Raw genomic sequence first — 26869 nt, 5'->3', positions numbered from 1 at the left:
TTATTATTGTAAAAGACGGGCGGAGCATCGCGCCCCGCCCGCATCCTGTCGCGATCAGAACTTGTAGCTGACGCTCAGGTAATAGTCGCGGCCATAGCGCTGATAGTCGATCAACTGGCGCACATCATTGTTCTGATAGGTGATGAAGGGCCGGTCGGTCAGGTTCTTGGCCTGAAGCATGACCGCGAGGCCGTAGAGCTTGGAGCCGGGCTGGAATTCATAGCCGATCTGGGCGTCGACAATCGCTTCGGCCTTGGCCTGACGATAGGTGGGGTTGGCCGAAAGGCCCGCCACTTCGGCCAGGAAGGTCGAGCGGAAGCGATAGTTCACCCGCGCCTGGAACCCGTGTTTTTCATAATAAAGCGCCGCGTTCTGCACCCAGTCCGACAGGCCCGGCAGCGTGATCGCCTGCCCCGGATTGCTGGCCAGATAGATCGTGCTGTCGGTATAGGACAGGCTGCCATAGAAGCCGAAACCATCCAGCTTGGGCGTCAGCAGCGAGAAGGGCAGCGAGAGCGTCCCTTCCACACCCTTCACATCGCCATGCCCGGTGTTGGCCGGCGCGTTGACCGTGCCCAGCGTGGTGCCCACCGCCGCGCGCTGGGCGGGCGTCAGGCTGCTGAGCGCAGAGGAGAAATCATAGAGGAAATTGTTCGACGGATCGACGAACTGCGTCAGCTTCTTGTAATAGCCCGCCACCGAGACATAGCCGCCCTTGCGGAAATAGCGTTCCAGCGAGAGGTCGATGTTGGTCGAGTGATAGGGGCGAAGCTGGGCATTGCCGCCGGTCGAGCTGAACACCGATTGGCCCGGCGTGGTCGAACCCAGACGGGTGGGGTCGATGTTGAACTCCTGATTGACGCGCAACTGATCAAGGCGCGCGCGCACCATCGTGTGCGAGGCCGAGAACTTGACGAACATCGAAGGATCCATTTCCAGCGAGAGGTTCAGGCTGGGCAGGACATTGGTGTATTTCGCGCCGCCCGTGGCCGGATAAAGCGTGACCGCGCCATTCGAGAAGTTGGAGATCGAACCATCCGAGCTCTGGTTGGTGTGGACCACCTGTGCGCCGATGCTGCCTGTCAGGCGCTTGCCCGCCACATCGCCGTCCAGCTTGAGCATGGCATAGCCGGTGATGACATTTTCGGTCACCGAATTGTCGCGCACCAGCGAGACGGGGCGATTGTCATAGGCCGCATTAAAGCTGTTGTTATACAGATACATCGGATCGAGCGCGAGCATCTTGGGCACGCCCAGATAATCCAGCGCCACCGAACCGAGCACCGCCGCGCTGGGCACGGGGGCAAAGGTGGTGGTGCCGCTCGACACGGTGCAATTGGTGCCCGCGCCCTTGGGGCAGAGGAAGTAGGACAAGAAGTTCGAGGTCTTCTTGCGGCGCGAATAGTTCACACCCACTTCCCAGCCGGAAATGACGTTGCCGCCGCCGAACTTGCCATCCAGGCTGGCGCGCAGGGCCAGCAGGTCGTCCTTGAAGTTGGGCTTGTTGAGGAAGCCCGCCTGAACCACGGCGGTCGTGCCATTATAGCCCCAGCCGCGCGGGTCGGTGATGCCGAACAGGCCGGTGTTTGAATAATCCAGCGTCGGCACGATCGAGAAAGTGCCGTTGGGATTGGCGCTGATCTTGAGCGTGTCGGACGCGCCCGCCGAATTGTATCCGGTGCCGGTATAGGTTTCGAGCAGGAAGTCGGTGCGCTTGGCCGTGCTGTAGCTGGCGTCGAGCGTGATGTGGGTGTCCTCGGCCACCGTCCACACGCCGTTCCACCCGGCCGAGAAATTGTCCGCCGTGCGCTCGTTCAGGTCATTGCGCTGCACCGCATGGACGCCGGTAAGCGTGGCGTTGGTGACCAGACCGTTGGTGGTGGTATAGCCCGGCTGGATCGTGGCGCCCGAACCCCACGTGGGGGCAATCGGGAATTCGATACCGCGCAGGTGCTGGGTTTCCTTGAACTTGGAATAGAGCAGGTCGAGCGTGGAATGGAAATTGTCGCTGGGCGCCCATTCGACCGTCACCACGCCGCCATAGCGCTTGAGCATGTTCGACTGCACATAGGGCTTGGCCCCGCCAAGGAACAGCGCGCCGCCCGCCGCCGGGTCATTGGGGAAGCCCCAGGCGTTGTAGCGCTCGTTCTGCGAAGGAGCTTGGGTGGCCGACAGGCCGATGGCGATGCCCCACTTGTCGTCGGCAAACTTGTCGACATAGGCGGCCGAGGCGCGGAAGCCCTTGTTGTCGCTGTCAGGGTTGAGCGCCTTGATGCCGTTCATCTGACCGCGCAACTGCACCGCGATGATGCGGTCCTTCTGCGCCAGCGGACGCAGCATGCGCAGGTCCACTGTGCCCGACACGCCCGCCGCGATCAGCCCGGCATTGGCGGCCTTATAAACCACCACATTCTTGAAGAATTCCGACGGATACTGGTCATATTCCACACCGCGATTGTCGCCCACGGTCACCTGTTCGCGGCCGTTGAGCAGCGTGGTACCGAAATCGGGGCCAAGGCCACGGATCGAGAGGCGCTGATCGCGCCCTTCCAGACGCTGGGCCGTGACGCCGGGCAGACGGGCCAGCGAATCCGCAATCGACACGTCAGGCAATTTGCCGATGTCTTCGGCCGAAATGGATTCCACGATCACCGGCGAACGGCGCTTGAGCGAGGCCGAGGCATCGAGCGAGGCGCGGATGCCCGTCACCACGATCGCCTGGTCATTGGCCGCCGGCTCAGGCGCGGCCTGCTGGGCCTCGGCCAGCGCCGGAAAGATGAAAGCAGACACGGCAATGCATGCGGCGGACGCACCAAGGCGCCCCGCCTTGAAGCTGCGGAAGCTCATGATATTCCTCTCCTGATCACACCGGCTGCGCATGGATGACACACGGTCCATGCGCGCAGGCTTCGTCCCGGCATAGGGCACCCCTGCCCCTTGGTTCCGGTCAACGTGGAGCCCGTTTACAGCGGGGACGGCCGAGAACAAAAGATGGCATACGTATACCCATATTATGCGCAATCGGGTAATGTTGCTCTAAGGCCACGCAAGAGCCAGTCGGGAAGCACACGCATCATGGGGGGATCATGGGGCAAAAACGATCGAACAAACCTACCAGCTTTGACATCGCCTATCGCGCGGGCGTGTCCCAACCCACGGTCAGCCGGGCGCTGCGCGGGTCGCGTTCGGTCAGCGCCGAGACGCGCGCAAGGATCGAAGCGATTGCCCGCGAGCTGAATTACACGGTCGACAAAAACGCCTCCTCGCTGCGTTCACAGCGGGCCAACACGATTGCGCTGCTGTTCTTTGAAGAACCCAGCGAGGATGATTCGCGCATCAATCCCTTCTTCCTCGCCATGCTCGGCTCGATCACGCGCCAATGCGCCAATCGCGGGTTCGACCTCTTGATTTCGTTCCAGAAAATGGAGGATGACTGGCACACGCGCTATCAGGACAGCCACCGCGCGGATGGGCTGATCCTGCTGGGCTATGGCGATTACACGCAATACGAACAGCGCCTGACGGGGCTGGTGGCGCAGGGTACGCGCTTTGTCCGCTGGGGCTCGGTGCGGCCCGACAATATCGGCGCGACCGTGGGCAGCGACAATTTCGGCGCGGGGCAGATGGCGGGCGAACACCTGATCGCGCAGGGCCGCCGCGACATCGCCTTTCTGGGGCAGGCCGACGAGCATTACCCTGAATTTTCCGACCGTTATCGCGGGCTTCAGGCGGCGCTGGCGCAAGGCGGACTGCCGGTGAACCCGGATTTGCAGATCGACGCGCTGACCACGGAGGAATCGGGCTATCTGGCCGCAAAGGCGCTGATTGCGCGGGGCGCGCGGTTTGACGCGATCTTTGCCGGATCAGACCTCATCGCCATCGGCGCGATGCGCGCGCTGTCCGAGGCGGGCCTGTCGGTGCCGGGCGATGTGGCGCTGATGGGCTTTGACGATATTCCGGCGGCGGGCATGACCAATCCTCCCCTGACCACGATGATGCAGGATCTCAAGGCGGCGGGCGTACTGCTGATCGAAACCCTGCTGGCCCAGATCGAGGATCGCGCACTGCCCTCGCCCGTTCTGCCCACGCGGCTGGTGCGGCGCAAGAGTTGCGGGGGGTAAACGGCGCCGGCCCTCTCCTCCGGCCCTGCCATCCTTATGGTACACTCAATGGGTGGCAGGGCCGGGGGAGAGGACCGGTGCCGGGCAAATCGCGCATAAGGTATTCGTATACGTGATTGCCCCGCGCCCCGGTCCATGCAACGCCGGGCGCAACAAACATACCACCACGCGGAAGGGGAAATCATGTCGGGCAAGCCCCAACTTGGCTGGGCCGGGCTGTGCAATGTCAGCTTTGGCTTTTTCGGCATCCAGATTGGCTTTGCCCTGCAAAATGCCAATATGAGCCGCGTTTTCCAGTCGCTTGGTTCCTCGATCGATGATCTGCCCGCGCTGTGGATCGCCGCACCTTTGACGGGCCTGCTGGTGCAGCCGGTGATCGGCCATCTGTCGGATCGCACATGGCTGGGGCGGCTGGGACGGCGGCGGCCCTATTTTCTGGCGGGCGCGGTGCTGGCCTGTCTGGCGCTGCTGGTGATGCCGCTGCAAGGAGCGCTGCTGGGCGCGGCTATGCTGCTCTGGCTGCTCGATGCCAGTCTGAATGTGGCGATGGAGCCGTTCCGCGCCTTTGTCGGCGATATGCTGGACAAGAGCCAGCATACGGCGGGCTATGCGGTGCAGACCGCCTTTATCGGCGCGGGCGCGGTGGTGGGTTCGCTCTTCCCCTCGCTGCTCGACGCGCTGGGCGTGGCCAATGTCGCGCCCACAGGACAGATCCCCGACACGGTGCGCTACAGCTTCTGGGCGGGCGGGGCGATCCTGTTGGCGGCGGTCTTGTGGACTGTGCTGAACACGCAGGAATATTCGCCCACGCAGATGGAGGAATTTGGCGAGGCCGCCGCGCCCGAAACCGGCCCCGACCTTGCGCTGGCGGCGCGTTCGCCGTTGGGGGCTTTGCCCTGGATCATCGCCGGGGGCCTGCTGGCGGCCTGCGTCGCGCATTGGGCGCTGGCCAAGGAGCTTTATCTACTGGCCGGGCTAATGGCGGCCTATGGCGTGGCGCTGGTCGCGGCGATCCTGCTGGCGCGTGCGGGACGGACCACATTACTCTCCAGCGTAGTCGGCGATTTTGCCGGTATGCCGCCGCTGATGAAGCGCCTCGCGCTGGTGCAGTTCTTCAGTTGGTCGGCGCTGTTCATCATGTGGATCTATACCACGCCCATCGTCGCTCAATATCATTTCGGCGCCACCGATCCGGCCAGCCCGACCTATCAGGCGGCGGCCAATTATGTCGGGCGCTTGTTCTCGATCTATAATGGCGTGGCCGCGCCCGCCGCGCTGATCGTGCTGCCATGGCTGGCCCGGCGCATCGGCAAGGCGCGCACCCATGCGGTCAGCCTGATCGCCGGGGCGGCGGGTTTTGGCTCCTATCTCGTACTGCGCGATCCGGCGTGGCTGCAGGTCAGCGAGGTGGCGATCGGCCTTGCCTGGGCCTCTATTCTGGCCATGCCCTATGCGATGCTGGCGTCCAGCCTGCCGCAATCGAAGCTGGGCGTATCAATGGGCCTGTTCAATGTCTTTGTCGTGGTGCCGCAATTGCTGGTGGCCACGGTCATGCATACAGTGATGGACGCGTTTTTCCCCGGCGCGCCGGTGTGGACCATGGCTTTTGCCGCCGCCACTCTGGTGCTGGCGGCACTGGCTACGCTGACTTTACGCGGAGTGGATTGAATAGCGGCCGTTAAGCGCTACCTAGAAAGGCGCGATCATCAAGGAGCCGCCCATCCATGCCCCGAATGCGCCGCTGGAAAGCCCCCGTTACCCATGCCAGAGGCAATGGCACGCCCTTTGAAACCGTTGCCTTATTGCTGCAAGGCGGGGGCGCGCTGGGGGCCTATCAGGCGGGCGTTTACGAGGCATTGGCCGAGCGGAACATCGAGCCGGGCTGGATCGCGGGCATTTCCATCGGCGCGATCAACAGCGCGATCATCGCGGGCAATGCGCCCGAGGCCCGCGTGGGCCAATTGCGCCGCTTTTGGGAGGGCGTGTCGGGCCGCTCGACCGCATGGGCGCCATGGCTGGCCACGCTTGGCCTGTCGCATCTGGCGGTGAACCCGCATCTGCGCGGGGCGATCAACCAGATGGCGGCGGGGCAGGTGTTGATGCAGGGCGCGCCGGGCTTTTTCTCCCCGCGCCTGATCCCGCCCTTTTTCCAGCCCGACAAGACCGCCGAGGCGACCAGTTGGTATGACACCAGCCATTTGCGTGCCACGCTGGAAAGTCTGGTCGATTTCGACCGCATCAACACGCGCAAAACCCGCTTCAGCGTGGGCGCGGTCAATGTGCGCACCGGCAATTTCAAATATTTCGACAATGCCCAATGCACGATCAGACCCGAACATGTGATCGCCTCGGGCGCGCTGCCGCCCGGTTTTCCCGCGGTGGAGGTCGATGGCGAATATTACTGGGACGGCGGTCTGGTGTCGAACACGCCACTCGACTGGGTGCTGTCGTCCGATTCGCGGCTCGACACGCTGGTATTTCAGGTCGATCTGTGGAGCGCGCGCGGCCATATGCCCGGCGATATGGCGGCCGTGGCCTCACGCATGAAGGAAATCCAGTATTCCAGCCGCACCCGCGCCGCCACCGACATGTTTCGCGAGCGGCAGGAATTGCGCAACGCCTTCCGCAAGCTGGCCGCGACGATGACGCCCGAGCAACTGGCCAGCCCCGAGGGCAAGCTGTTGATGGAGGCCACCGATCCGGCACGCTACAATATCGTGCAGATGGTCTATCAGTCGCCCAATTACGAAGGCGATTACAAGGACTATGAATTCAGCCGCCAGACGATGGAGGACCATTGGCGCAGCGGCTATGAGGACGCCGCCCATACGCTGGCCCAACGCGAGGTGCTGGAATTGCCCAGCGACCCTTCCGGGCTGGCGGTGTATGATTTCACCAGTCCGGGAGGACATGCAGGGCGGCATTAACATTCTTCCGGCGGGTGCTTTTTGAATGCCTCCGGCGGGCAAAGGGACTTGTCCCTTTGCAATCCCGTTACTGTCCTTGCGCCTTGACGGCAGCGTGAGACGCTATGGGATTAAAAGCCGCTTTGCGGCAGAGGGTCAGCGCTGTTCGACGCTGCGCTCGACATTAACGGCGGCCACCTTGTCGCCGCTCAGGTTGAGCTGCATGTCCCAGGTTGCATAAGTATCCACCACATCGTCGACCGAAATGCGTTCACGGTAAAAGCAATCGACCGTATCGCCGCGCACCGCGCCGCAATGCGCGCCCGCCTGACGCAGCATCGCCACGCCGCCGCGCGCATCCGCGCCCACCGGCACCGCGCGGCGCACCGCGTCATAGCCGGCCTCGGGCACGCCATTGCGAACATATTCATTTTCAAAGAGGTGGAAATCCAGACCCGGCCCGGCCGCCTGCACAGGCGCGCCAGACAGCAGCGACACGGCAAAAGCCCAAGCCAACAGGTTCTTCATGATGATCTCCATGTAAGGAAGCCGACTCCGACGATATGCGGGGTGGCGGCCAATCGGGGTGGCGCCGATTTACGCCTATTCCGGCCATACTCAAACTCGATTCCTGCATCCGCAGTTGCAAAACCGGTGCATGTCCGGGGCAGCCAATAGGCTCGCAATACAGCCTCGCGACGCCCAAGTTCCGATAATTTATGAATCTTTAAGCGTTAACCACTAGGGGAAACCATCAGGCGTCCTTCCGGGTGCGCATCTTGTCCGCTGAAACAAGGCCCGATTTTCATGCTGCAACCCCAGCCCTTCCTGCGCCGACTGGCCCATGACCGGCGCGGCAATGTGCTGATGCTGGCCTCCGCGATCATGTTCGTGCTGACCGCGCTGATCGGCGGGGCGGTGGATCTGAGCCTTGTCTATCGCGCGCAGAACCGGCTTCAGGGCGCGTGCGATGCCGGTGTGCTGGCCGCCCGGCGCGCGGTCACCACCAATGGGCTGGACGCCACCGCGATCGCGCAGGGCAAATCCTATTTCAACGTCAACTATACCGACGCCCAGCAAGGCACCAAGAGCACCGCCTTTGCCCTGACCACGCCGGATAACGGCATCACCGTCAACGGCACGGCCAGCACCACCGTACCGCTGCGGATCATGGCGCTCTTCGGGCGCTACACCTATAATGTCAGCCTGACCTGCGGATCGACGCAGAGCATCGGCAATTCCGATATCGTCTTCGTGCTGGACACCACCGGGTCGATGTCGGATTCCTATAACGGCACGGTCAAGATCACCGGCCTGCAGACCGCGCTCAAGAATTTCAACACGACCATCATCAATGCCACGGCGGGCACGAATGCCCGCGTGCGCTATGGCTTTGTGCCCTACAGCAGCTCGGTCAATGTCGGGCGCCTGCTCTACAATCTGAACCCGTCCTATCTGGTCAACACTTATGGCGTCCAAAGCCGGGTGCCGCAGTTCGAGACGGTCAATTACGGCGTTTACAACGGGCGCACGATAAAAACCTCGGAGGAGGTCTACAGCGCCAACAGCACGCCCGCCCTCTATTCCAGCAGCGCCTATGGCAGCCAGAGCGCCTGCCTCTCGGCCCTGCCCGCCGCCACGGCATGGGCCAACAATGGTTCATCCACCGCAACCAGCGGTTATGTGGCCACGGGCAATTATTCCTATTATGCCAATATCAGCAACCAGCCCAAGCGGCGGACTTTATATACCTGCACACGTTCGGGTGACAGCTATTACCAATATTATTACTACGCCAATCTGACGCTCAAGACCTACAGCTACACCGGCTTCACCACCCCGGCGACCACTTCCAGCGCCAGCGTCTTTGACCATTTCGACTATATGCTGGTCAATATGGATGTCAGCACGTTCAAGACCTTTGCCAACGCCACCACCAATACCGGCTCGAACGGCACATCGCTGACATCCTCGTGGGATGGCTGCATCGAGGAGCGCTATACTGTCTCGGACCCGACCTTTACCTACAGTTCGCTGACCGACCGCATTTCACCCACCAGTGCCACCGACCTCAACATAGACATGGCGCCCACCAGCGACGATGCCACCAAATGGGCGCCGATGTGGCCCGATGTGGCCTATTATCGCGGCACCAGCAGCAGCAGTTCCATTCTGAGCACATCGGGGTCGCAGGCCTATTCCTATTGCCCGGCGGCGGCGCGCACGCTCGCAACGATGACCCAGAGTGATTTCACCAATTACGTCAATTCGCTGAGCCCGGCGGGCAGCACCTATCACGACATCGGCATGCTGTGGGGCGCGCGGCTGATTTCGGCGACCGGGATCTTTGCCAGCAATGTGACCGAAGTGCCCACCAACGGCGGCAATGTCACGCGCCACATCATCTATATGACCGACGGCGAACCCAATGCGAACTATTCGATCCAGCAGGCCTATGGGATCGAATACCATGACCGTCGCATCACCGACGATGGCTATACCAATGATGACAACCGCCATATCGCCCGTTTCCGCGCGCTGTGCGATGCGATCAAGGGGCGCGGGGTGCGCATCTGGGTGATCGGCTACTCCACCAGCCTGTCGAGCGACCTGTCCTATTGCGCCTCGCCCGACAGCGGCTTTACCGCCAACAGCGCCAGCGAACTCAACAGCGCGTTTCAGCAGATCGCCAAGACCGCCAGCGCCTTGCGGGTGGCCAGTTGATGGCGCGGCGGCTTGCCCATCTCTGGCGCGACCGGCGCGGGGCCACGGCGGTGGAATATGCCTTCGTCCTGCCGATCCTGTTGGTGATGATGATGGGCATCGGCTATTTCGGCCAGATGTTCTATGGCCGCGCGCTGCTCAATGGCGCGGTGCGTCAGGCCGCGCGCGACGCCACGCTGGAAAACGCCAACACCACCACGCTGGACCAGAACGTGGCCAAGGTCCTGGCCCCGGCCCTGCCCGGGGTGACGGTCACCTCGACCCGCAAGTCCTATTATGATTTCACCGACATCGGCCGCGCGGAAAAATGGACTGATTCCAATGCCAACGGCCGCTGTGACAATGGCGAGCCCTATACGGACGAGAACGGCGACGGATCGTGGAATTCGGACATTGGCGCAGCGGGCAATGGCGCGGCGGGCGACATCATCGTCTATACCGCCACGGCCAGCTATACGCCAATGTTCAGCGTCCCTTTCATGAAAAGCATGTGGGGCAAGGTCACGCTGAACGCCACGGCGGTGCGCCGCAACCAGCCCTGGGCCGCGCAGGTCGCCTATGGTTCGGCCACAAGGACCTGCACATGAAATGGTGCGCCCTCCTGCGCCGCCTGCGCCGCGATTGCTCGGGCGTCTCGATCATCGAGCTGGGCGCCACCATGCCCGTGCTGCTGGTCATCGGCCTCTATGGCATCGAGATGGCGAACATGACCATCACCAGCCTTCAGGTGAACCAGATCGCCATGTCCACCGCCGACAATGCCTCGCGCCTTGAACAGAGCAGCACGTCGAGCGTCAGCCCGACCGTGACCGAAACCGAGGTCAATTCGGTGCTGACCGGCGCGGTGCAGGAAGGCAAGAGCATCAACCTGAGCACCAGGGGCAAGGTCATCATCTCCAGCCTCGAACTCAATTCGAGCACCGGCAAGCAATATATCCACTGGCAACGCTGCACCGGCAGCATGACCGCCGCATCCGCCTATGGCGCCGAAAGTGCGGTGGTGACCGGCATGGGCCCAACCGGCAACCAGGTGACAGCCGCCAGCGGCATGGCCGTGATGTTCGTCGAGGTCTATTACCAGCAATCCGGCCTGTTCGGATCCATGTTTGTCAAACCCATGACGCTGCGTCAGGAAGCGGCCTTCCTCATCCGCGATTCGCGCAATCTGACGGCAGGGTTGTCGGGGACCAAGACGGCGACTTGTTGATCGCAGGTTTGGTTTTTTTTGGAGGTGCCTCCGGCGGGCAAAGGGACTGGTCCCTTTGCAATCCCGTTACTGTCTATGTTGCGCTATGGGTTCAGGCATAGCTGATATGCGCAAGGTTGAAAATGAAAGCCTGCGGCGATTTAAACAGCACCTCGCCGCGCCGCAGGCTTTAAAACCCCGCCCGAAACCCAACCCCGCCCCCCATTAATGGGATTGCAAAGGGCCTCCGCCCTTTGCCCGCCGGAGGCATAAAACCCCTCAAGCCGACATCCGCTCCACCAGCTCCGGCTCCATCACCACGCTCTGCGTCTCCTCGCCCGCGATGCGGCGCATCAGCATGTCGACCAGATGCTCTGCCCCGGCAACCAGATCCTGGCTGATGGTGGTCAGGCTGGGCACGGTATGTTCGGAGAGCGGCAGGTTGTCATAGCCCACCACGCGCACGTCGCCGGGCACCGACAGGCCCACTTCGGAGAGAGCGCGCAGCGTCGTCATCGCGATCACGTCGGAGGCGGCCACGATCCCGTCGGGCCGGTGCGAAGCATCGCCAAGATAACGGGCAATATCGGCATAGGCCAATTCGGCCACCAGATGGGCTGGGACCACATCGGCCCGATCCAGCCCGGCCTGCGCCAGCGCAGCTTGCACACCGTCCAGTCGCTGGGTTATTTCCAGCGCGCGCGGATCGCCGAAAAAGGCGATCTTACGACACCCATGCGCAATCAGATGCCGCGCCGCCATCTGCCCGCCCAGATAGTTGTCGCTGCCGACGCTGCAATGGACCTGCCCTTCCTTATGCCCGCCCCAGACCACCAGCGCGCGATAATCGCGCGCCACCTCGTCAAGGGTCGCGGCCTGATCCGATTGGCCGAGCACGATCAGCCCATCGACCCGCCCCGATGTCGCCACCCTTTCCAGCCAGCCGGTATCCTGCGGAATCACCCGGCTGAGCAGCAGATCGTAGCCCCGCTCGGTCAGTTTATCGGCCAGCATCGCCAGCATGGTGATGAAGAAAGGATCGGAAATCGGCTGTCCCGCCTCATGGCCCAGCGGGATCAGCACGCCGATCGCCCCGGTCTTCTGGATGCGCAGGTTGCGCGCCATCACATTGGGGCGAAAGCCATATTCGCGTGCCAATGCCTGAATCCGCTCGCGCGTGGCCTGGCTGATCAGTTCAGAGCCTGCCAGCGCGCGTGATACCGTACCGGCCGAAACCCCGGCCAGTTCGGCCAGTTCCTTGATGTTCCTAACCCTCTGCATGGCTTTTCCCACCCTGCCCCACGCGCCAACTCAACAGGAAATCGGCCCCTTGGCAAGCAAAAGCGCGGATCGCCGCCACGCGGCATGGGCAAAGAAAATGCGCGCCCACAGCCCCGCGCCCGGACGCATCCGCGAAAATGTCACAAAACCGTCGCATCAGGGGCCATGACTCAAAAACCTGTTCTTGTTGTCGAGGATGATCCGATCATCGCGGGCGTGATCTGCCGCAGTCTGGCGGCATGGGGTCACCCCTCGCTCCACGCGCTGACCGGGCGCGAGGCGCTGGCGCTCGAACGCGAAAGCGCGGTGGGCGCGATCATTCTGGACCGGATGCTGCCCGATATCGGCGGGATAGAGATCCTGTCGCAATGGCGCGCATCGGGGTGCAACACGCCGGTGCTGATGCTTTCCGCGCTCGGCTCGGTGCAGGACCGGGTCGAGGGGCTGAAAGCAGGGGCGGACGATTATCTGACCAAGCCCTTTGACGATGCCGAACTGGAGGCGCGCCTTGCTGCGATCTGTCGGCGCAATCAGCGCAAGGGGGATGATCTGGCCGTGGGGCGTCTGCGGCTGGACAATGCCGCGCACCGGGCCTTTCTGGGCGATGGGGGCATTGATCTCAACCGCAAGCAGTTTTCGATGCTGGCCTATCTGATGCGCCATGCCGACCGGGTGGTGACGCGGGCGATGCTGCTGGAAAATGTCTGGGGCTATGCTTTTGATCCGGCCACAAATATCGTGGAAAGCAACCTGTCGCGCCTGCGCGGGCGGCTTCAGGCGCTGGGCTGCGATGCGGTCGAAACGCTGCGCGGCGAAGGCTATGTTCTGCGTTCGGCCAAATGCGGGGCCTGACCTTTCTGGCCCAGCCGCGCATCGGGCGACTGGCAGGGCAATTCGGGCTGGCCTTTGCGCTGGCGATGGCGGGGGCCGGCGCGCTGCTCTACTGGCAGGCGCGCGCGCAGATCGACGATGAGGTCGAAACCTCGCTGCGCCGCGAACAGGCGCGCATTCTGGTGCCCGGCGCGCCGCATGACACCGCCAGCATCGCCCGCCGCCTCAATGCCCTGACCGGCGGGCGCGTGATCAGCGACAAGGGGCATATGCTGCTGGCCCCCGATGGCCGCGCGATCTGGGGCCGGATCGAGATGGCCCCGCCACTGTCTCTGCCCCTGCCCGGCTTTACCGATGTGCGTTTCCGCGATGGCCGCCCTGATTGGCGCGAGGGCCATGCGCTGACCGCGCGGCTGCCCGACGGCGCGCGGCTGGTCATCATCGAGCATTCCGAGGCGGTGGAGAATATCCACGCCATGCTGCCGCGCACCGCGCTCATTCTGGTCATCATCAGCATCGTCGTGGGCAGCGGCGCGGCATGGCTGTTTTCCGCGCTGATCGCCCAGCGATTGGCCCGCACGATGGCCGCCGCCGATGCGCTGGCGCGCGGAGACCTCAGCCAGCGCATCCCCGATGCGGGACTTGACGGCGTGTTTGCGCAGCAGGTCGCGGGGCTGAACCGCATGATCGAACGCATGGCCGATATGGTCCACAGCCAGCGCCAGTTCGCCAGCCATCTGGCCCATGACCTGCGCACGCCGCTGACGCGCCTGCGCGCCCTGTTGCAGGCCGACAGGGAGCATACGGACGCCGCCGGGCGGCAATTGCTGGAGCGGGCCGAGCGGGAATGCCGCTCGATCATCGCCATTTTCGATGCGCTGCTGCGCCTGTCCGAAATCGAGGCCGGGCGCCATCCCACCGCCATGGCCCCGCTGCCCTTGGCCCCGATCATCGAGGATGTGGCCGAAACCATGGAGCCGGTGATTGCGGATGCGGGCAGCAGGCTGGAGATCGGCGCGCTGTTTCCGGCCACGATCCGGGGCGATGTCGGGCTGGTGCATCAATTGCTGGTCAATCTGCTCGACAATGTGGCGCTTCACACACCCGCGCAGACTTGCGCCACCATCAGCCTCGGCCTTGCCGGAGACGAGGCGATCATCACCATCGCCGACAATGGCCCCGGCATCGCCGAGGCCCAGCGCGACCGGGTCATGCAGCCCTTTGAACGGGGTGCGGCCTCGAATCGGCCGGGCAGCGGGCTGGGGCTGGCGATTGCCGACGCCATCATGCGTTTTCACGACGGATCGCTCGAACTGGCCGACAATGGGCCGGGGCTGGCGGTACGGTTGCATTTTCCGCTGTTGGCCGCGGGCGTGACAACATTCTAAATTTGCAATCTTGCCCGCTTTGCGGGCCTGCCCCGTTGCTTCGTCACATATCCGTCATCGCTCGCACCTAACCGCCGCTCGTGTCCGGTGGGTTCAAGGATCGGGCAAAACGACAGCATGGATCATCCTCCCTCGCGCCCGTCCCGCTTCGGGCGGCGATGGCGGCTGCCTGTCCGGTCTGTGAGCCCGCCGCCGGAATAGAGATCATATCGTTCAAGGGGCCGTAACATGAGCAAACATTCCATCCAGACGCTGCTGGCGACCAGCACCGCGCTTGCCGTCTGCCTGATCGCCAATATCGGCTATGCCGCAGCCGCCGAAGTGCCGGCCGACGTGCCCGCCGCCGCCGGGACCGCCGATGACCAGTCCACCTCCGCCAATCAGGCCGGGCAGGCCAATGACCGCCAGTCGCTGACCACCTCGGACATCATCGTCACCGGATCGCGCACCGCCGAGGCCGCCCCGCTGACCGCCTCGCTGACCACCACTCAGCCGCAGGCCGCGATCAGCCGCGAATTCATCGACAATGCCAATGCCGCCTCGGACTTTAACGAGCTGATCGCGCTGACGCCGGGCGTGTCGATTTCGGGTACCGGCAACGGTCAGGGCTTTTCCGAAACCAAGGCGACGATCCGCGGTTTTCAGGATGGCGAATATAACGTCACCTATGACAGCATCCCCTTTGCCGACACCAACAACCCCACCCACCACTCGACCTCGTTCTTTCCCGCCACGACGATTGAAACCATCGTCGTCGATCGCGGTCCGGGCAATGCCAGCCAGTTGGGCCAGGCCACCTATGGCGGCAACATCAACATGTATTCGCGCGCCGTTTCCGACAAGCAGGGCGTGATGGGCGAGGCGCTGCTGGGCAACTGGAACAGCTTTATCGGCCGCGCCGAGGTGCAGACCGGCAAGATCGACAAGTGGAACGGCGCCAAGTTCGCGCTGGCGGGCCAGTATCTGAAGTCGGACGGCGCGCTGACCAATTCGCCGGTGATGTCGAAGAACCTGTTCTTCAAAGGCGTGATCCCCATCGGCACGTCGAGCAAGCTGACCGTCATGTCGACTTGGAACCGCAACTACTATTATCAGTCCGACGTGCTGAAGGGCACGACCTGCGGCGCAATGCAGCCGGGCAATGTCACGCTCAAGGCCACCAATTGCACGGCTACCTCGAACATCGGCATGTACGGCCTGAACTATGGCCTGAGCAATGATCCGACGCGTCAGGACTATTGGAAGTACAACCGCACCGACAAGACCACCGACTTCTCCTATCTGCGCCTGCAGACCGATCTGTCGAGCAACCTCAGCCTCGACAACCGCGTTTATATGTATGGCTATACCAACAACACGATGAGCGGGAACACCAGCACGGTCGTCACCGGTTTTTCGGGCGCGGGCACGGCCGCCTCGCCATACAAGGCCATCACCGACCCCAGCCAGATGCCCGGCTACAACAAGCTGAACAAGTATCGCGTGATTGGCTATATCGGTCAGGCGGATTACACGTTCGGTTTCGGCAAGGCCAAGATCGGCGGATGGTATGAACACGCCAACACCTGGCGCCACACTTGGGATTTCAGCTGGACCACCGGCCTGCCCAGCTATGACCAGAAGTTCTACAGCGGCGCGGCCAGCACGGCGGGCTATCCCTCGACGGCTCTGGCCAACATCAAGTATGAGCAGAATTCGAGCTGGGACCAGTTCCAGCTGTTCGGCGAACTGGAACTGCGCCCGGTCAGCAATCTGGCGATCACGCCCGGCGTGAAATATGTGAACTTCAAGCGCGGCGTGAATGCGCTGGTCAACGCCGACAGCTATCGTTCGCCCGCCAACTCCTCGGCCACCTGGACCAAGGCGCTGCCCTTCGGCACGATCAACTGGCAGCCCAAGACCAACTGGTCCTTCTATGGCCAGTATGCGCAGGGCATGTATGTGCCCGACCTGTCGAGCTTCTATACGCCTTCGTTTGACGCGACCACCGCCGCCCAGTCGGCCACCGCCGCCGCCGCCGTCAAGCCCCAGACCAGCACCAATTATCAGGTCGGCACGGTCTGGCATGGCCGCAAGGTCTCGGTTGATCTTGATGGCTATATCATCAATGTGAACAACAAGATCGCCAGCGCCACCGACACCACCGCCTTTTCCGGTACGCTGGTCAACATCGGCACCGTCCATTACAAGGGCGTCGAGGGCCAGATCGCCTATATGCCGATCGAGGGCCTGACCGTGTTCGGCAACGGCTCGTATAACTATGCCCATTCCGGCACCACCAGCGCCCAGATCGCCAAGGCGCCCTTCAGCACGGCGGCCGCCGGTTTCATCTACAAACGCAAGGGCCTGCGCGTGTCCTTCAGCCAGAAGTTCACCGGCCCGCAATATGCCACCGAACTCTTCACCGTGAAGCAGTCGGTGAACGGCGTTCCCACCACGGTCACGCAATACACCACCACGGACGGCATCCGTCTCTATCGCATCAGCCCCTATTCGACCGGGGAATTCGCGATCAGCCAGGATATCGGCGAGCACTTCCGCATCGGCGCCACCGTGTCGAACGTGTTCAACAGCCGCGCGATCACGGCCATCGCCAATGGCGGCACCACGCTGGTGGGCGGCAAGACCTATTATGCCGGCGCCGACCAGTTCAGCTTCCTGCCTCCGCGCTCGTTCATGGTCGATGTCCGCGTGAAATATTGATGCAGCCACCGCGTCGGGCCGGTTGAGGTCCTGATCCGGCGAAAGCCAAGGTGAAACCCCCGCTCCGGCCACGGCGCGGGGGTTTTACTTTTCCGGGCCCGCGCCCTTGCTGGACATATTACTCTTTTCTCTCCAATATCATCCGCGATCCAACCTAGGCCGTCGCTAGAGGCCTTTTCACCAATGGCGGCCCATAATGCTGACGATCTGGCTGGCGCGCACGAAAAGGAGAGGACGCTTGCTGCTATCGCGTCTGATCCGGTGGTTTGCAGATATCGGAACCGATCCGGACCTGGCGGTCTATCAGGCAGCGTATCTGCAAAGGCAGGTTCCGCTGCTCTATGGTCTGTTGCTGATCAACTCGTTGGCCGTGGCCATCACCCATCGCGCGCAGGCCCCCCTGTCGCTGACATTCATCGCGCCCGCCGTGCTTTTCCCGATCACGCTGATCCGCATGGTCCACTGGCTGCGCACCTCGCGCAGCGGGCTGCCCAGCCCTGCGTCGGCCAAGCGTCAACTGCGTCTGGTCACCATGGTTGCGGCGCCGATTGCGGCGGCCTATGCGGGGTGGTCGCTGTCGCTGGCCCCCTATGGCGGGCCGTTTGAACAGGCGCATGTCGCGCTTTACATTTCCACCACGGTGATCGGCTGCATCTTCTGTCTGGTGGTTCTGCCCCAGGCGGCGCTGCTGGTGGCGATATCGGTGCTCCCGGCCTTCATCATCTTCTGCTTCAGCAAGCGCCTGCTGACCTTTGCCACCATCGGGATCAATGTCACGCTGGTGCTGGGGGTGCTGTTGCGGGTGCTGTTCAACAGTTTCGAACATTTCCGCAGGCAGGTGGAAGCCGGCTGCCTGCTTTCGACCCAGCATCACGAACTGCAGCGGCTGAACGAGGAAAACCGCAAGCTGGCGATGACCGACAGCCTGACCGGCCTGCCCAACCGGCGCCAGTTCTATGCCGATCTGGACGCCTGGACGCAGCAGTCCACCGGGCCGTCCTTTGCGGTGGGCGTGCTCGATCTGGATCGATTCAAGCCGATCAACGACACCTATGGCCATCAGGTCGGCGACCGGCTGCTCGAAGCCATAGGGCGGCGCCTGCGGGCCACCGCCGGGCCGTCTGTGCAGGTCTATCGGCTGGGCGGGGATGAATTCGGGCTGATCGACACCCAGGTCGATGATTTCGCGCGCACCTGCGAGCGCCTGCTGCAGCAGGTGCGCGCGCCGCTGCGCATCGGCGAGATCGTGCTCTCGGTGGGCGGCTCGTTGGGCGTGGCGCAATATCCCGATGCCGGGACCAAGGCGTCCGACCTGTTCGACCGGGCAGATTATGCGCTCTATCATGCCAAACATGTCCATGGCGGCGGGGTCTGCCTGTTCACCCCCAGCCTTGAAACCGCCGTGCGCGCCGATCGCGCCATCGAGGCCGCGCTTCAGGCCAGTTCCTTTGAGGAGGAATTGTCCATCGTGCTCCAACCTATCGTCGAATTGGCCAGCGGGCGGCTGAGCGCCGTCGAGGTGCTGGCGCGCTGGTCGAACCCGATGCTGGGCGAGATTTCCGCGATGGAATTCATCGCCATTGCCGAACGTTCGACCGCGATCCATTCGATCACCCGCGCCGTGTTCAAAAAGGGACTGAAGGCCGCGCGGCAATTGCCCGATTGCGTGGCCGTGTCCTTCAACATCTCGGCCTGCGACCTCACCTCGGCCAGCACGCTGGGCTTTATCCGCGACGAGATCGCATCGGCGGGCATCGCGCCGTGCCGGATCTGGATCGAGGTGACCGAAACCGCCGTGATGCGCAATGCCGAGGCCGCCGCGCAGGCCTTGCAGGCGTTTCGTGATCTGGGCGTGGGCATCGCGCTGGATGATTTCGGCACCGGCTATTCCAGCCTCGGCTATGTGCAACGCCTGCCGCTCGACAAGATCAAGATCGACCGCAGCTTTGTGCGCGCGATGGACACCAGCGAAGGCAGCACGATCACCTCGGCGGTCATCACCCTGTGCCACACGATCGGCCTGACCTGCGTGGCCGAGGGCGTGGAAACAGAGGCCCAGCGCCAGACGCTGGCCGAGGCCGGATGCGAACATGCGCAGGGCTATCTCTTCAGCAAGCCCCTGCCGCTGAGCGAACTCCTGCTGCGCTGCGCCGATGTGCAGGCGTCCTGGCTCAATCCCGACCAGCGATCCGCCGTCGCCTGAGAATTTCCGCGCTTCGACATGCCTGACGGCGCGTTAACCTAATTTGCGCAAGCCTTCCCTTATGCTGAGCCCATGGATGGGAATGGCGTCTTGGCGCAAAGGAATGGCGGACTGTCGCTGCACTGGCTGATGCTGGTCCTGCTGGGGCTGCTCGGCCTGATGCAGGTGGGTCTTTGGGCCTTTCTGGGGCTGCCGTTGTGGTGGTGGCTGGCGGGCGGCGCGCTGGGGCTGGCTGCCATGGTGGGCGTGGCGCGCGCACCGGGCTGGAGCGGATATGTTGCATGGCGCGAACTGGCGGTCTGCGCGGCGGTGGCCATGGCGGTGCTGCTGTTGGGGGGCGAAGGGCGGCTGACCTATGCCAACACCGACTGGCAGGTGCGACTGGCGGTGCTGCGCGATCTGACGGTGAACCCATGGCCCTTTGCCTATGATGTCGCGGGCGGGCCGATGGTGCTGCGGGCGCCGCTGGGCATGTATTTGGGCCCTGCGCTGACGGGTGATGTCCATGCTGCCGAATGGGCCATGTGGGCGCAAAACAGCCTGTTGCTGACGCTGGTGCTGGCGGCCGGATCGACACTGTTCGAGGGCGGGCGGGCCAAGGCTGTCGCGCTTGGGGTGTTTCTGGGTTTCAGCGGCATGGACATCGTCGGTCAGGCGTTGGCGGGCCAGCCCCTGACCCTGCATCTGGAGCAATGGGCCGGGTTTCAGTTCAGCGCCCCAGTCACGCAAATGTTCTGGGTGCCGCAGCATGGGCTGGCGGGCTGGATCTTTGCGGCGGCCTATCTGGCATGGCGACGGGGCAAGGCGCCGCGCCTGCTGCTTGCGGTGATGATGCCGTTTCTGCCGCTGCTCTCGCCATTGGCGGCGATCGGCTGCGTGCCCTTTGCGCTTCATGCCTACGGCCGGTCGCTGTTGTCGCGCGATATCCTTTGGGCGGCATCTGCGGCGGGGGCCGCGCTGCCGGGGCTGGCCTATCTGGTGGTGGCGGGCGATTCGGTCGGCGCTTCGGCCACGCCCCTGCCCTTGCATTCCTATCCGATCTTCATCCTGCTGGAGATTGGCGCCTATCTGCTGGCTCTGCGGCTGCGGCCCTCGTCCGGGGCCTATGGCGCGGCGACAGCATGGATCGTGGTCGCCTCGCTTTTGCTGATCCCCTTTGGCCGGGTGGGCGGCGGCATGGATTTCGCCATGCGCGCCAGCATTCCGGCACTGGCCATTCTGGCGGTGCTGATCGCGGAAATTCTGGTTCAGCCTGCCAAGGGGCCGGCAAGGCTGGTCGCCCTTTGCGCATTAACCATCGGATTGGCCACACCGATAGGTGAGATCGCCCGCGCCATCGCCTGGCCGCGCGCGCCGGAGGTGGTCTGCGGCTATTACGGCGTGGTGCCCTCCGGCGCTGCCACCTATGTTGCGCCGCTGGCGCGTTTTCCCGCCGCGATCAGGCCCAGTGGTGAACAAGGCGCCATTTTGCACCGCCCGCATGACCCCGCTTCCTGCTGGCAAGGCCCATGGCCCGATGCGGTGACAGGGCAGAATGTGCAGACCCATCCCGGACGCGGATAGGCACACATCGGACCAATGCATTAACCTTTGCAAGCCCTTGCTCCGTTGCACAAATGATACGCTGTTGCAGCAAAGCGACGGCGTTGCGGCGAAATAACGGGGAAAATGCGTGGAATGCTCCTAACGCGCGACGGGAATGTCATAATCCCAGGCCAAGTCTGCATCCGCAATGGCGGAGCGGCCACAGCCGCGATTGTGCCATTTCATTGAAACGCGCCGGTGCGACACAGCCCGACGCCGTATCGGTTTTCGAATTTGTTGAGGGAGCAATCCATGAAAACTTCGCTTCATAAAGGCGTGATCTCGCGCCGGGCTCTGGCTCTGGCCGGGCTGATCGCGCTGGCCCCCGCCCATGCGCAGGCCGCCGAGACGACCGAGGGCGCCAATGACCCCAATGTCATCACCGTGACCGCCCAGCGCCGCAGCGAAAACCTCCAGAATGTGCCGATCAGCGTGGCCGTGCTGCGCAGCGACGATCTGGCCGCGCCGCGCGCGGGCGGCGCCGATTCGCTGCTCAGCCTGTCGGGCAAGGTGCCCAGCCTCTATGTGGAATCGACCACCGGGCGCATCTTCCCCCGCTTCTATATCCGCGGCCTTGGCAACGTGGACTTCTACCTCGGCGCCAGCCAGCCGGTCTCGATCATTCAGGACGATGTCGTGCTTGAGCATGTCGTGCTCAAGTCGAACCCGGCCTATGACGTGGCCCAGGTCGAAGTGCTGCGCGGGCCGCAGGGTTCGCTCTTTGGCCGCAACACCACGGCGGGCATCATCAAGTTCGACAATGCCAAGCCGACCAAGAACTGGACCAGCCATGTCGACGCCAGCTGGGGCAGCTATAACACGCAGAGCATCGAGAGCGCCGTGTCGGGCCCGATCGCCAAGGACGGCACGGTCTCCTTCCGCCTCTCCTCGCTCTATCAGCACCGCGACAATTGGGTGACCAACACCTACACCGGCCCCAGCGCCGACGGCACCGTGGGCGGCGGCAAGACGATGGGCCGCTTTACCGAAAGCGACACCCGCTTCCAGCTGCAATTCGACCCCGATTCCGACACCAGCATCAACCTGACCACCAATTACCGCCTCTATCAGGGCACCTCGACCCTGTTCTATCGCGGCTCGCTGGCCAAGGGCAGCAACAAGACCGTGGCGGGATGGAACCAGAAGCAGGTTGCCTATGACGAGGCGCAGAACAACCCGCAGAACTATTCCACCTATGGCCAGACGCTGCGCATGCGCCATGATTTCGGCAGCGTCTCGCTGACCTCGATCACGTCCTATCAGGGGGCCGATGGCTGGTCGCGCGGCGATACCGATGGCGGCGCTGCGGTCAACTTCCCCTTCAACGGCGCGCCCAACGGCTATGGCCAGTCGCAGGGCCGCCTGCGCGGGCTTGATCAGTGGACGCAGGAAGTGCGTCTGGCCAGCAAGGACAATGCGCGCTTCAAGTGGCAGGTGGGCGGCATCTACTTCGATGCACGCGATGACACCGAATTTGACCAGCGCGGCTATTTCCTGACCACGGCGGCCTATAACCCGAACAACTGGGTGCTGCTGCACAATATCAACACCAGCTGGGGCGTGTTCGGTCAGGCTTCGTACAAGCTGGACGATCGCCTGACGGTGACGGGCGGCATCCGCGTGACCAATGACACGAAGAAGACCGCGCTGCTGAAAACCGCCAATACGGCCGCGGGCGTCTCGACCTATACGGGCCGCACCTATGTGCGTCTGGCCGACACCCAGCCGAGCTGGGATCTGAGCCTGCTGTATAAGGCCAGCGATGATGTGAACCTTTACGCCCGCGTGGCGCGCGGTTTCCGCGGCCCCACGATTCAGGGCCGCTCGGCCGTGTTCAACAGCGATTTCACCACCGCCGGCAGCGAAACCAACACCAGCTGGGAAGCGGGCATCAAGACCACCGCCCTTGGCGGCGCGCTGCACTTCAACCTCACCGGCTTCTACTACACCGTCAACAACATCCAGCTCAACGGCAATGACAGCAACGGCAACGGCGTGCTGTTCAACGCCAACAAGGCGGTGGGCTATGGCGGCGAGGCCGATCTGAGCCTGAAGGCGGGCAACCTGACGCTCAGCTCGGGCCTGTCGCTGCTGCATACCGAAATCAAGGACAGCAACGTCTATGCCCAGACCTGCGGGCTGAACGGGGTGCAGGTCTGCACCGTGTACAACACCGGCGGCTTCACCAAGGGCACCGGCACCGGCACGTCCTATTTCGTGCCGATCAACGGCAATCCGCTGCCCAATGCGCCGACCTATAACCTGAACCTCTCGGCCCGCTATGACGTGCCGGTGGCGGCCGACCGCAAGCTCTATGTGGCGGGCGATTGGAACATTCAGGGCAAGACCAGCTTTGTGCTTTACCGTTCGGCGGAATTTACCGCCAACGGCAACAATGAACTGGGCGCGCGCATCGGCTATGCCACGCCGCATTACGAGATCGCGGCCTTTGCCCGCAATCTGCTCAACAAGCACAATCTGATCGGTGTGATCGAAAACTATATGGCGGGCGTTTACAACGAACCCCGCATCTTCGGCGTCTCGCTCAGCCTGCGCTGAGATCGGGCGTTAAAGCCATAGGAAAGCCGGGGTGGGTTTGGACCTGCCCCGGCTTTTTTTGTGCGATAGGTGGCCGATACACCCGCCGGGCATGACGCGGCGCTCCCCTGAACGGGAGGTCAAACCAGTTTCAAAATCGTTGGATTGGTGGTGAGCCCAGCTGTTCCCCTGCCATCCCATTAAATCAATTGCTTAATCCGGCAAATTGCCCAAATCGTCCTGACGCATTTCTGCGGGTTTCCGGGAAAAATGGCGAACCGTTTTCCGGCCGATTTGGACCCCGCGCATGAGCGGCTATGCCATTGGCGACCTGGTCGGCTGGCAGGTCAAGGCGCTGGAAAAGGGCGGGCGGATCGCAGACCGCGTGCGCCGCGAGAGCTATGACGAGAACGACCGGCGCGCGCAGATCTTCCGACCGATCTGCGGCGGGCGTACCGCCGACGCGCTGCGCTGGCGCGACAAACTGCTCCAGGTCGCGCGCGAATATAATACGCTGCACAAGCGCAAGGGCGAACGGGAAGGCCCGTTGGGCAGCAATGGCCTTTGGGTGCTGGAGGTTCTGCTCTCGTTGGTCGATTTCACCTCGGGCCGCTGCGATCCCGCGCTCGACACGATCTGCGCCAGGGCCAAGCTCGCCCGCGCCACGGTGGTGCGCGCGATCGATGCGTTGCAGGACCATGGCTTCCTGCAAAAGGTCCGCCGCACACGCAAAACCGGCATGGCCCCGACCGAAGGCCCGCAACGCCAGCAGATCAGCAACGCCTATGCCTTCGCCGTCGCGCTGAAAGACAAGGTGCGCCAGCGCTTTCAGCAACTCGTCGGCGGGCGCAAGCGGGCGCGGGAAATCCGCGAGGCCAAGGAACGCGATGCGCAGACCCGCGCCGATGCGCTGGCCTCCCCCACCTCGCGCCTGGGCAGCATCCTCCTGCCCGATGATCCCAAACTGGCCCGTGAACTTGACCGCCTCGGCACCCACTTTGAGGGCCAGACTGCGAGTTCAGTCAATGGGGAGTACCCCGCCCTAGAATCTAAGGGAGAAAAGGAATGATGCAGCCTGGCGCTGCATCATGCGTCATTGGACGATAAAGCGCGCGCGGACAGGTCAAATTCGGCCCCTGCGGCGGTGTTTGCGGCACCGTCGAACGGAGCGGCATAGCCGCTCCTGGGCTTCCCAGAGGGGAAGCGGGCAAAGTTTGCGCCAGAGCGGCGGGCGTTACCGATGCGGAGAGGTTTTGCGCACAGAAACGCACGGATGGCCTGAACCAGCCATCACATCGAAATGTGCGGATTTCGGGCATTTCCGGCCGTATGGCTGCCGCCCATTATGCACATTTTCCGATGAAAAAGGCGAAAGCGAGGCGTGGGGGCGAGGGCGTTTCGGCAGGAGGCATGGCACGCGAAGAGGCGCGGCGACGGGCGCGCGCCGCCGACCGGCCAGCGCAACCGGCTGATGGGATTGAGGGCGCTTGTAGACCTCGCGCAGTCCCGCCAGTGAAAGCTATCGCCCTTGGAATTACGCCATGATCTTCAGGCCCAGCTTGGTGGCTTGCCGGGAGTATGAACAACCGGCGGCTTTCAGTCCTTACCGCGAACAGTTCGAGGCGACGGAAACGTTAGGGGGCGCTGACCGTTGTTGCAGGCTCAACCAGAGCGCCCTAACGTAAGCACCCAGAGGAGAAATTTGGCATATGGCGTCATCAGCTAACGAATGGCTCTTGTACACGGAACAGGCCGAGGCGCTTGTGGAAGCTGATGACCCAGTTGCGATAGCCTCATTAGAAACAAAATTCGGCATTGACCAGCAGACTGCGGTGTCACACCTCATCGAATCGACCGATTGGGGTGCAGAAAATTTCCCTCAGTTTCAGGGTGGCCAAGGCAAATTTCTTGAGCGCTTGGCAGCATTACGCGCTAGATGGTCGGACTGGAAAGAAGCTTAATAGGGCACCTCTGCTACCCTCCACAGGTCTTCGAGAAAGGTTCCAATAAGCTGATGCTGATGTCCGCAATGTTGTCGTGTCCGGAAAGGCCGGTTTGGGCGACAATTGGTGGAAAGCGGTCGTAGCCCGTCACTCGCGGAAGCCTCTGAACACTCCATCAGAATCAACCGCATTCGCGAACTCGGCGAAGTCCATATTCGCCAATGATATGTTGTTTTCTACACTCCATAGTTCATCCGGGCGGACCCTGAACTGGCGTCCGAACGGGACGAGATCGACGCATAGCAATGGCATCTCGGCGTCGAGCATTGTGCGGGCGTCGGCGATGACAAGTAAGGCGTGATCACTGCCGCCATCTGCTGCCACCGCCAAATTAATCGGATCAGCGGTAGCGAACACGCGATCATTTACGATCTCCAGATTGGCTTGAAAGCCATCCCGAGACACTGACAGCGCTGCATCAACTACTCGCTGCCACATTTCGTCGTCTGAGAAGTCGGTCCTGATAAGGGGTGTGTGGTCTGTCGCGGGAAGCTGCATGGGGCGGGCGCACCTATCCAATTGTCCATGCTCTTCACGATAGCGAGCTTGCGAATGTCTGCAACTAGGCGCGAGCCGCCCGTCTCGAAATGGTGGGAAGCGGACGAAATCACTTCTGCAAAATAAGTCCGCTGATCGCGCCACTACACCGATCAATCACCATCTGAAATCCTCCCCCACCCTCGGTCACCACGGTGTCTCCGTTTGGAAGTGTTCTTGGGGGTACGAACTGAAACGCCTCCCAGTTTCCACTCACGTTACGCCCGACCTTTAAAGCATAACTGCGGGTCTTATTTGGCCGCTGATGTGATCGTATCACCGCCGTGGCAATGGCCCTTGCAGTAGCAGCATCAGGCACGGCAGGCCCAAAAAACGAGGGACAGGCCTTGCCCTGAGCCGGAGCCGTACCCAAGCTCATCGCGACGATGACCAAAGCGCTCAGTATCTTCATGCGCAGATGATGGCCTATGACAGCCATGTCCGCAACTGATGTCGTGGACGGCTCTCCATCCCCGCGGAGTCGATCTAATCTGCTCCGGTAGAATGGAGGAGAAGTGCCATGACGGACGTACATGTGGTCGGATTGGACATCGCGAAGTCGGTCTTCCAGCTGCACGGGCTGGATGAGGCTGGCACCATAGTTTTGCAGAAGCGACTGACACGAGCGAGGTTGCTGCCGTTTTTCGAAAAGTTATCGCCTTGCCTGGTCGGAATCGAGGCTTGCGCGACGTCGCATTATTGGGCTCGCGAGATCGCCAAATTTGGTCATGAGGTACGGCTGATGCCTGCTCAATATGTGAAGCCCTATGTGAAGCGCCAGAAGAACGACATGGCCGATGCCGAGGCGATCGCGGAGGCAGTGACGCGCCCCACCATGCGTTTCGTTGCGCCGAAAGCGCCCCA

Annotated in this window: 20 protein-coding genes; 15 read left to right on the top strand and 5 right to left on the bottom strand. The window is 62.7% G+C overall.

The features are described 5' to 3' along the window. Positions 1 to 54: 54 nt before the first annotated feature. Positions 55 to 2847, bottom strand: coding sequence for a TonB-dependent receptor (locus FHW92_RS04975; RefSeq protein WP_168602176.1), 2793 nt, complete (start codon positions 2845 to 2847; stop codon positions 55 to 57). 239 nt (positions 2848 to 3086) lie between these two features. On the opposite strand from FHW92_RS04975, the gene FHW92_RS04970 reads away from it, so the two are divergent. From FHW92_RS04970 to FHW92_RS04960, 3 genes are all read left to right on the top strand, one after another. Continuing rightward, a complete protein-coding gene (locus FHW92_RS04970; protein ID WP_168602175.1) occupies positions 3087 to 4121 on the top strand; it encodes a LacI family DNA-binding transcriptional regulator in 1035 nt (344 codons plus the stop codon). A gap of 183 nt (positions 4122 to 4304) precedes the next feature. Beyond that, the gene (locus FHW92_RS04965; RefSeq protein WP_168602174.1) at positions 4305 to 5789 is read left to right on the top strand and encodes an MFS transporter; all 1485 of its coding nucleotides are present in this window, start codon (positions 4305 to 4307) and stop codon (positions 5787 to 5789) included. A gap of 56 nt (positions 5790 to 5845) precedes the next feature. Further along, on the top strand, positions 5846 to 7048 hold the full coding sequence (locus tag FHW92_RS04960) for a patatin-like phospholipase family protein (RefSeq protein WP_210428384.1): 1203 nt from the start codon (positions 5846 to 5848) through the stop codon (positions 7046 to 7048). A 135-nt stretch (positions 7049 to 7183) separates the two neighbouring features. Here the strand turns inward: FHW92_RS04960 and FHW92_RS04955 are convergent, their stop codons facing one another. Next, a complete protein-coding gene (locus FHW92_RS04955; RefSeq protein WP_168602173.1) occupies positions 7184 to 7555 on the bottom strand; it encodes a hypothetical protein in 372 nt (123 codons plus the stop codon). Positions 7556 to 7834: 279 nt separating this feature from the next. Between FHW92_RS04955 and FHW92_RS04950 the strand changes: the two genes are divergently transcribed. From FHW92_RS04950 to FHW92_RS04940, 3 genes are read left to right on the top strand one after another with little or no spacing between them, the layout of a single operon-like run. Beyond that, positions 7835 to 9751, top strand: coding sequence for a TadE/TadG family type IV pilus assembly protein (locus FHW92_RS04950; RefSeq protein ID WP_168602172.1), 1917 nt, complete (start codon positions 7835 to 7837; stop codon positions 9749 to 9751). Beyond that, complete coding sequence (locus FHW92_RS04945; protein WP_168602171.1) at positions 9751 to 10338, top strand: TadE/TadG family type IV pilus assembly protein; 588 nt, start codon at positions 9751 to 9753, stop codon at positions 10336 to 10338. Before FHW92_RS04950 ends, FHW92_RS04945 begins: the two co-directional genes overlap by 1 nt. Next, the gene (locus FHW92_RS04940; protein WP_168602170.1) at positions 10335 to 10958 is read left to right on the top strand and encodes a pilus assembly protein TadE; all 624 of its coding nucleotides are present in this window, start codon (positions 10335 to 10337) and stop codon (positions 10956 to 10958) included. Before FHW92_RS04945 ends, FHW92_RS04940 begins: the two co-directional genes overlap by 4 nt. A 258-nt stretch (positions 10959 to 11216) precedes the next feature. On the opposite strand, the gene FHW92_RS04935 is transcribed toward FHW92_RS04940, so the two are convergent. After that, on the bottom strand, positions 11217 to 12218 hold the full coding sequence (locus FHW92_RS04935) for a LacI family DNA-binding transcriptional regulator (RefSeq protein ID WP_168602169.1): 1002 nt from the start codon (positions 12216 to 12218) through the stop codon (positions 11217 to 11219). Between the two features lie 165 nt (positions 12219 to 12383). Between FHW92_RS04935 and FHW92_RS04930 the strand changes: the two genes are divergently transcribed. The 8 genes from FHW92_RS04930 (at position 12384) to FHW92_RS04895 (ending at position 25426) form a co-directional block, all read left to right on the top strand. Then, positions 12384 to 13070 carry a response regulator transcription factor gene (locus FHW92_RS04930; RefSeq protein WP_168602168.1) on the top strand — a complete coding sequence of 229 codons (687 nt, stop codon included), beginning with the start codon at positions 12384 to 12386 and terminating at the stop codon, positions 13068 to 13070. Continuing rightward, positions 13058 to 14437, top strand: a complete 1380-nt coding sequence (locus tag FHW92_RS04925; RefSeq protein ID WP_168602167.1) for a HAMP domain-containing sensor histidine kinase — start codon at positions 13058 to 13060, stop codon at positions 14435 to 14437. Before FHW92_RS04930 ends, FHW92_RS04925 begins: the two co-directional genes overlap by 13 nt. Positions 14438 to 14665: 228 nt before the next feature. Continuing rightward, entirely contained in the window at positions 14666 to 17140 is a 2475-nt protein-coding gene (locus FHW92_RS04920; protein ID WP_168602166.1) for a TonB-dependent receptor, read from the top strand. A 238-nt stretch (positions 17141 to 17378) separates the two neighbouring features. Then, on the top strand, positions 17379 to 19343 hold the full coding sequence (locus FHW92_RS04915) for an EAL domain-containing protein (protein ID WP_168602165.1): 1965 nt from the start codon (positions 17379 to 17381) through the stop codon (positions 19341 to 19343). A 90-nt stretch (positions 19344 to 19433) separates the two neighbouring features. Beyond that, on the top strand, positions 19434 to 20906 hold the full coding sequence (locus tag FHW92_RS04910) for a hypothetical protein (RefSeq protein WP_172249340.1): 1473 nt from the start codon (positions 19434 to 19436) through the stop codon (positions 20904 to 20906). A gap of 273 nt (positions 20907 to 21179) precedes the next feature. Continuing rightward, a complete protein-coding gene (locus FHW92_RS04905; protein ID WP_168602163.1) occupies positions 21180 to 23486 on the top strand; it encodes a TonB-dependent receptor in 2307 nt (768 codons plus the stop codon). 286 nt (positions 23487 to 23772) lie between these two features. After that, entirely contained in the window at positions 23773 to 24534 is a 762-nt protein-coding gene (locus FHW92_RS04900) for a hypothetical protein (protein ID WP_168602162.1), read from the top strand. Positions 24535 to 25174: 640 nt separating this feature from the next. Next, positions 25175 to 25426: a hypothetical protein gene (locus tag FHW92_RS04895; protein WP_168602161.1), complete on the top strand. Its 252-nt coding sequence runs from the start codon at positions 25175 to 25177 to the stop codon at positions 25424 to 25426. 129 nt (positions 25427 to 25555) lie between these two features. Here FHW92_RS04895 and FHW92_RS04890 read toward each other — a convergent pair whose 3' ends face one another. Together FHW92_RS04890 and FHW92_RS04885 are read right to left on the bottom strand one after the other, a co-directional pair. Beyond that, the gene (locus FHW92_RS04890) at positions 25556 to 25966 is read right to left on the bottom strand and encodes a hypothetical protein (RefSeq protein WP_168602160.1); all 411 of its coding nucleotides are present in this window, start codon (positions 25964 to 25966) and stop codon (positions 25556 to 25558) included. Between the two features lie 109 nt (positions 25967 to 26075). After that, the gene (locus FHW92_RS04885; RefSeq protein ID WP_168602159.1) at positions 26076 to 26417 is read right to left on the bottom strand and encodes a hypothetical protein; all 342 of its coding nucleotides are present in this window, start codon (positions 26415 to 26417) and stop codon (positions 26076 to 26078) included. Positions 26418 to 26525: 108 nt separating this feature from the next. Between FHW92_RS04885 and FHW92_RS04880 the strand changes: the two genes are divergently transcribed. Beyond that, positions 26526 to 26869, top strand: a 344-nt coding sequence (locus FHW92_RS04880; RefSeq protein WP_168602158.1) for a transposase, incomplete at its 3' end; no start/stop codon positions are given.

This window comes from Novosphingobium sp. SG707 (assembly GCF_012275515.1).
Taxonomy (GTDB): Bacteria; Pseudomonadota; Alphaproteobacteria; order Sphingomonadales; family Sphingomonadaceae; genus Novosphingobium.
This window is presented reverse-complemented; position numbering and strand designations above follow the sequence as displayed.

Coding starts and splice junctions, on each gene's coding strand:
- FHW92_RS04935 (WP_168602169.1), bottom strand. CDS start 12,218: ATGCAGAGGGTTAGGAACATCAAGGAACTGGCCGAACTGGCCGGGGTT.
- FHW92_RS04890 (WP_168602160.1), bottom strand. CDS start 25,966: ATGCAGCTTCCCGCGACAGACCACACACCCCTTATCAGGACCGACTTC.
- FHW92_RS04900 (WP_168602162.1), top strand. CDS start 23,773: ATGAGCGGCTATGCCATTGGCGACCTGGTCGGCTGGCAGGTCAAGGCG.
- FHW92_RS04970 (WP_168602175.1), top strand. CDS start 3,087: ATGGGGCAAAAACGATCGAACAAACCTACCAGCTTTGACATCGCCTAT.
- FHW92_RS04945 (WP_168602171.1), top strand. CDS start 9,751: ATGGCGCGGCGGCTTGCCCATCTCTGGCGCGACCGGCGCGGGGCCACG.
- FHW92_RS04920 (WP_168602166.1), top strand. CDS start 14,666: ATGAGCAAACATTCCATCCAGACGCTGCTGGCGACCAGCACCGCGCTT.
- FHW92_RS04925 (WP_168602167.1), top strand. CDS start 13,058: ATGCGGGGCCTGACCTTTCTGGCCCAGCCGCGCATCGGGCGACTGGCA.
- FHW92_RS04960 (WP_210428384.1), top strand. CDS start 5,846: ATGCCCCGAATGCGCCGCTGGAAAGCCCCCGTTACCCATGCCAGAGGC.
- FHW92_RS04895 (WP_168602161.1), top strand. CDS start 25,175: ATGGCGTCATCAGCTAACGAATGGCTCTTGTACACGGAACAGGCCGAG.
- FHW92_RS04955 (WP_168602173.1), bottom strand. CDS start 7,555: ATGAAGAACCTGTTGGCTTGGGCTTTTGCCGTGTCGCTGCTGTCTGGC.
- FHW92_RS04940 (WP_168602170.1), top strand. CDS start 10,335: ATGAAATGGTGCGCCCTCCTGCGCCGCCTGCGCCGCGATTGCTCGGGC.
- FHW92_RS04905 (WP_168602163.1), top strand. CDS start 21,180: ATGAAAACTTCGCTTCATAAAGGCGTGATCTCGCGCCGGGCTCTGGCT.
- FHW92_RS04965 (WP_168602174.1), top strand. CDS start 4,305: ATGTCGGGCAAGCCCCAACTTGGCTGGGCCGGGCTGTGCAATGTCAGC.
- FHW92_RS04975 (WP_168602176.1), bottom strand. CDS start 2,847: ATGAGCTTCCGCAGCTTCAAGGCGGGGCGCCTTGGTGCGTCCGCCGCA.
- FHW92_RS04950 (WP_168602172.1), top strand. CDS start 7,835: ATGCTGCAACCCCAGCCCTTCCTGCGCCGACTGGCCCATGACCGGCGC.
- FHW92_RS04885 (WP_168602159.1), bottom strand. CDS start 26,417: ATGAAGATACTGAGCGCTTTGGTCATCGTCGCGATGAGCTTGGGTACG.
- FHW92_RS04930 (WP_168602168.1), top strand. CDS start 12,384: ATGACTCAAAAACCTGTTCTTGTTGTCGAGGATGATCCGATCATCGCG.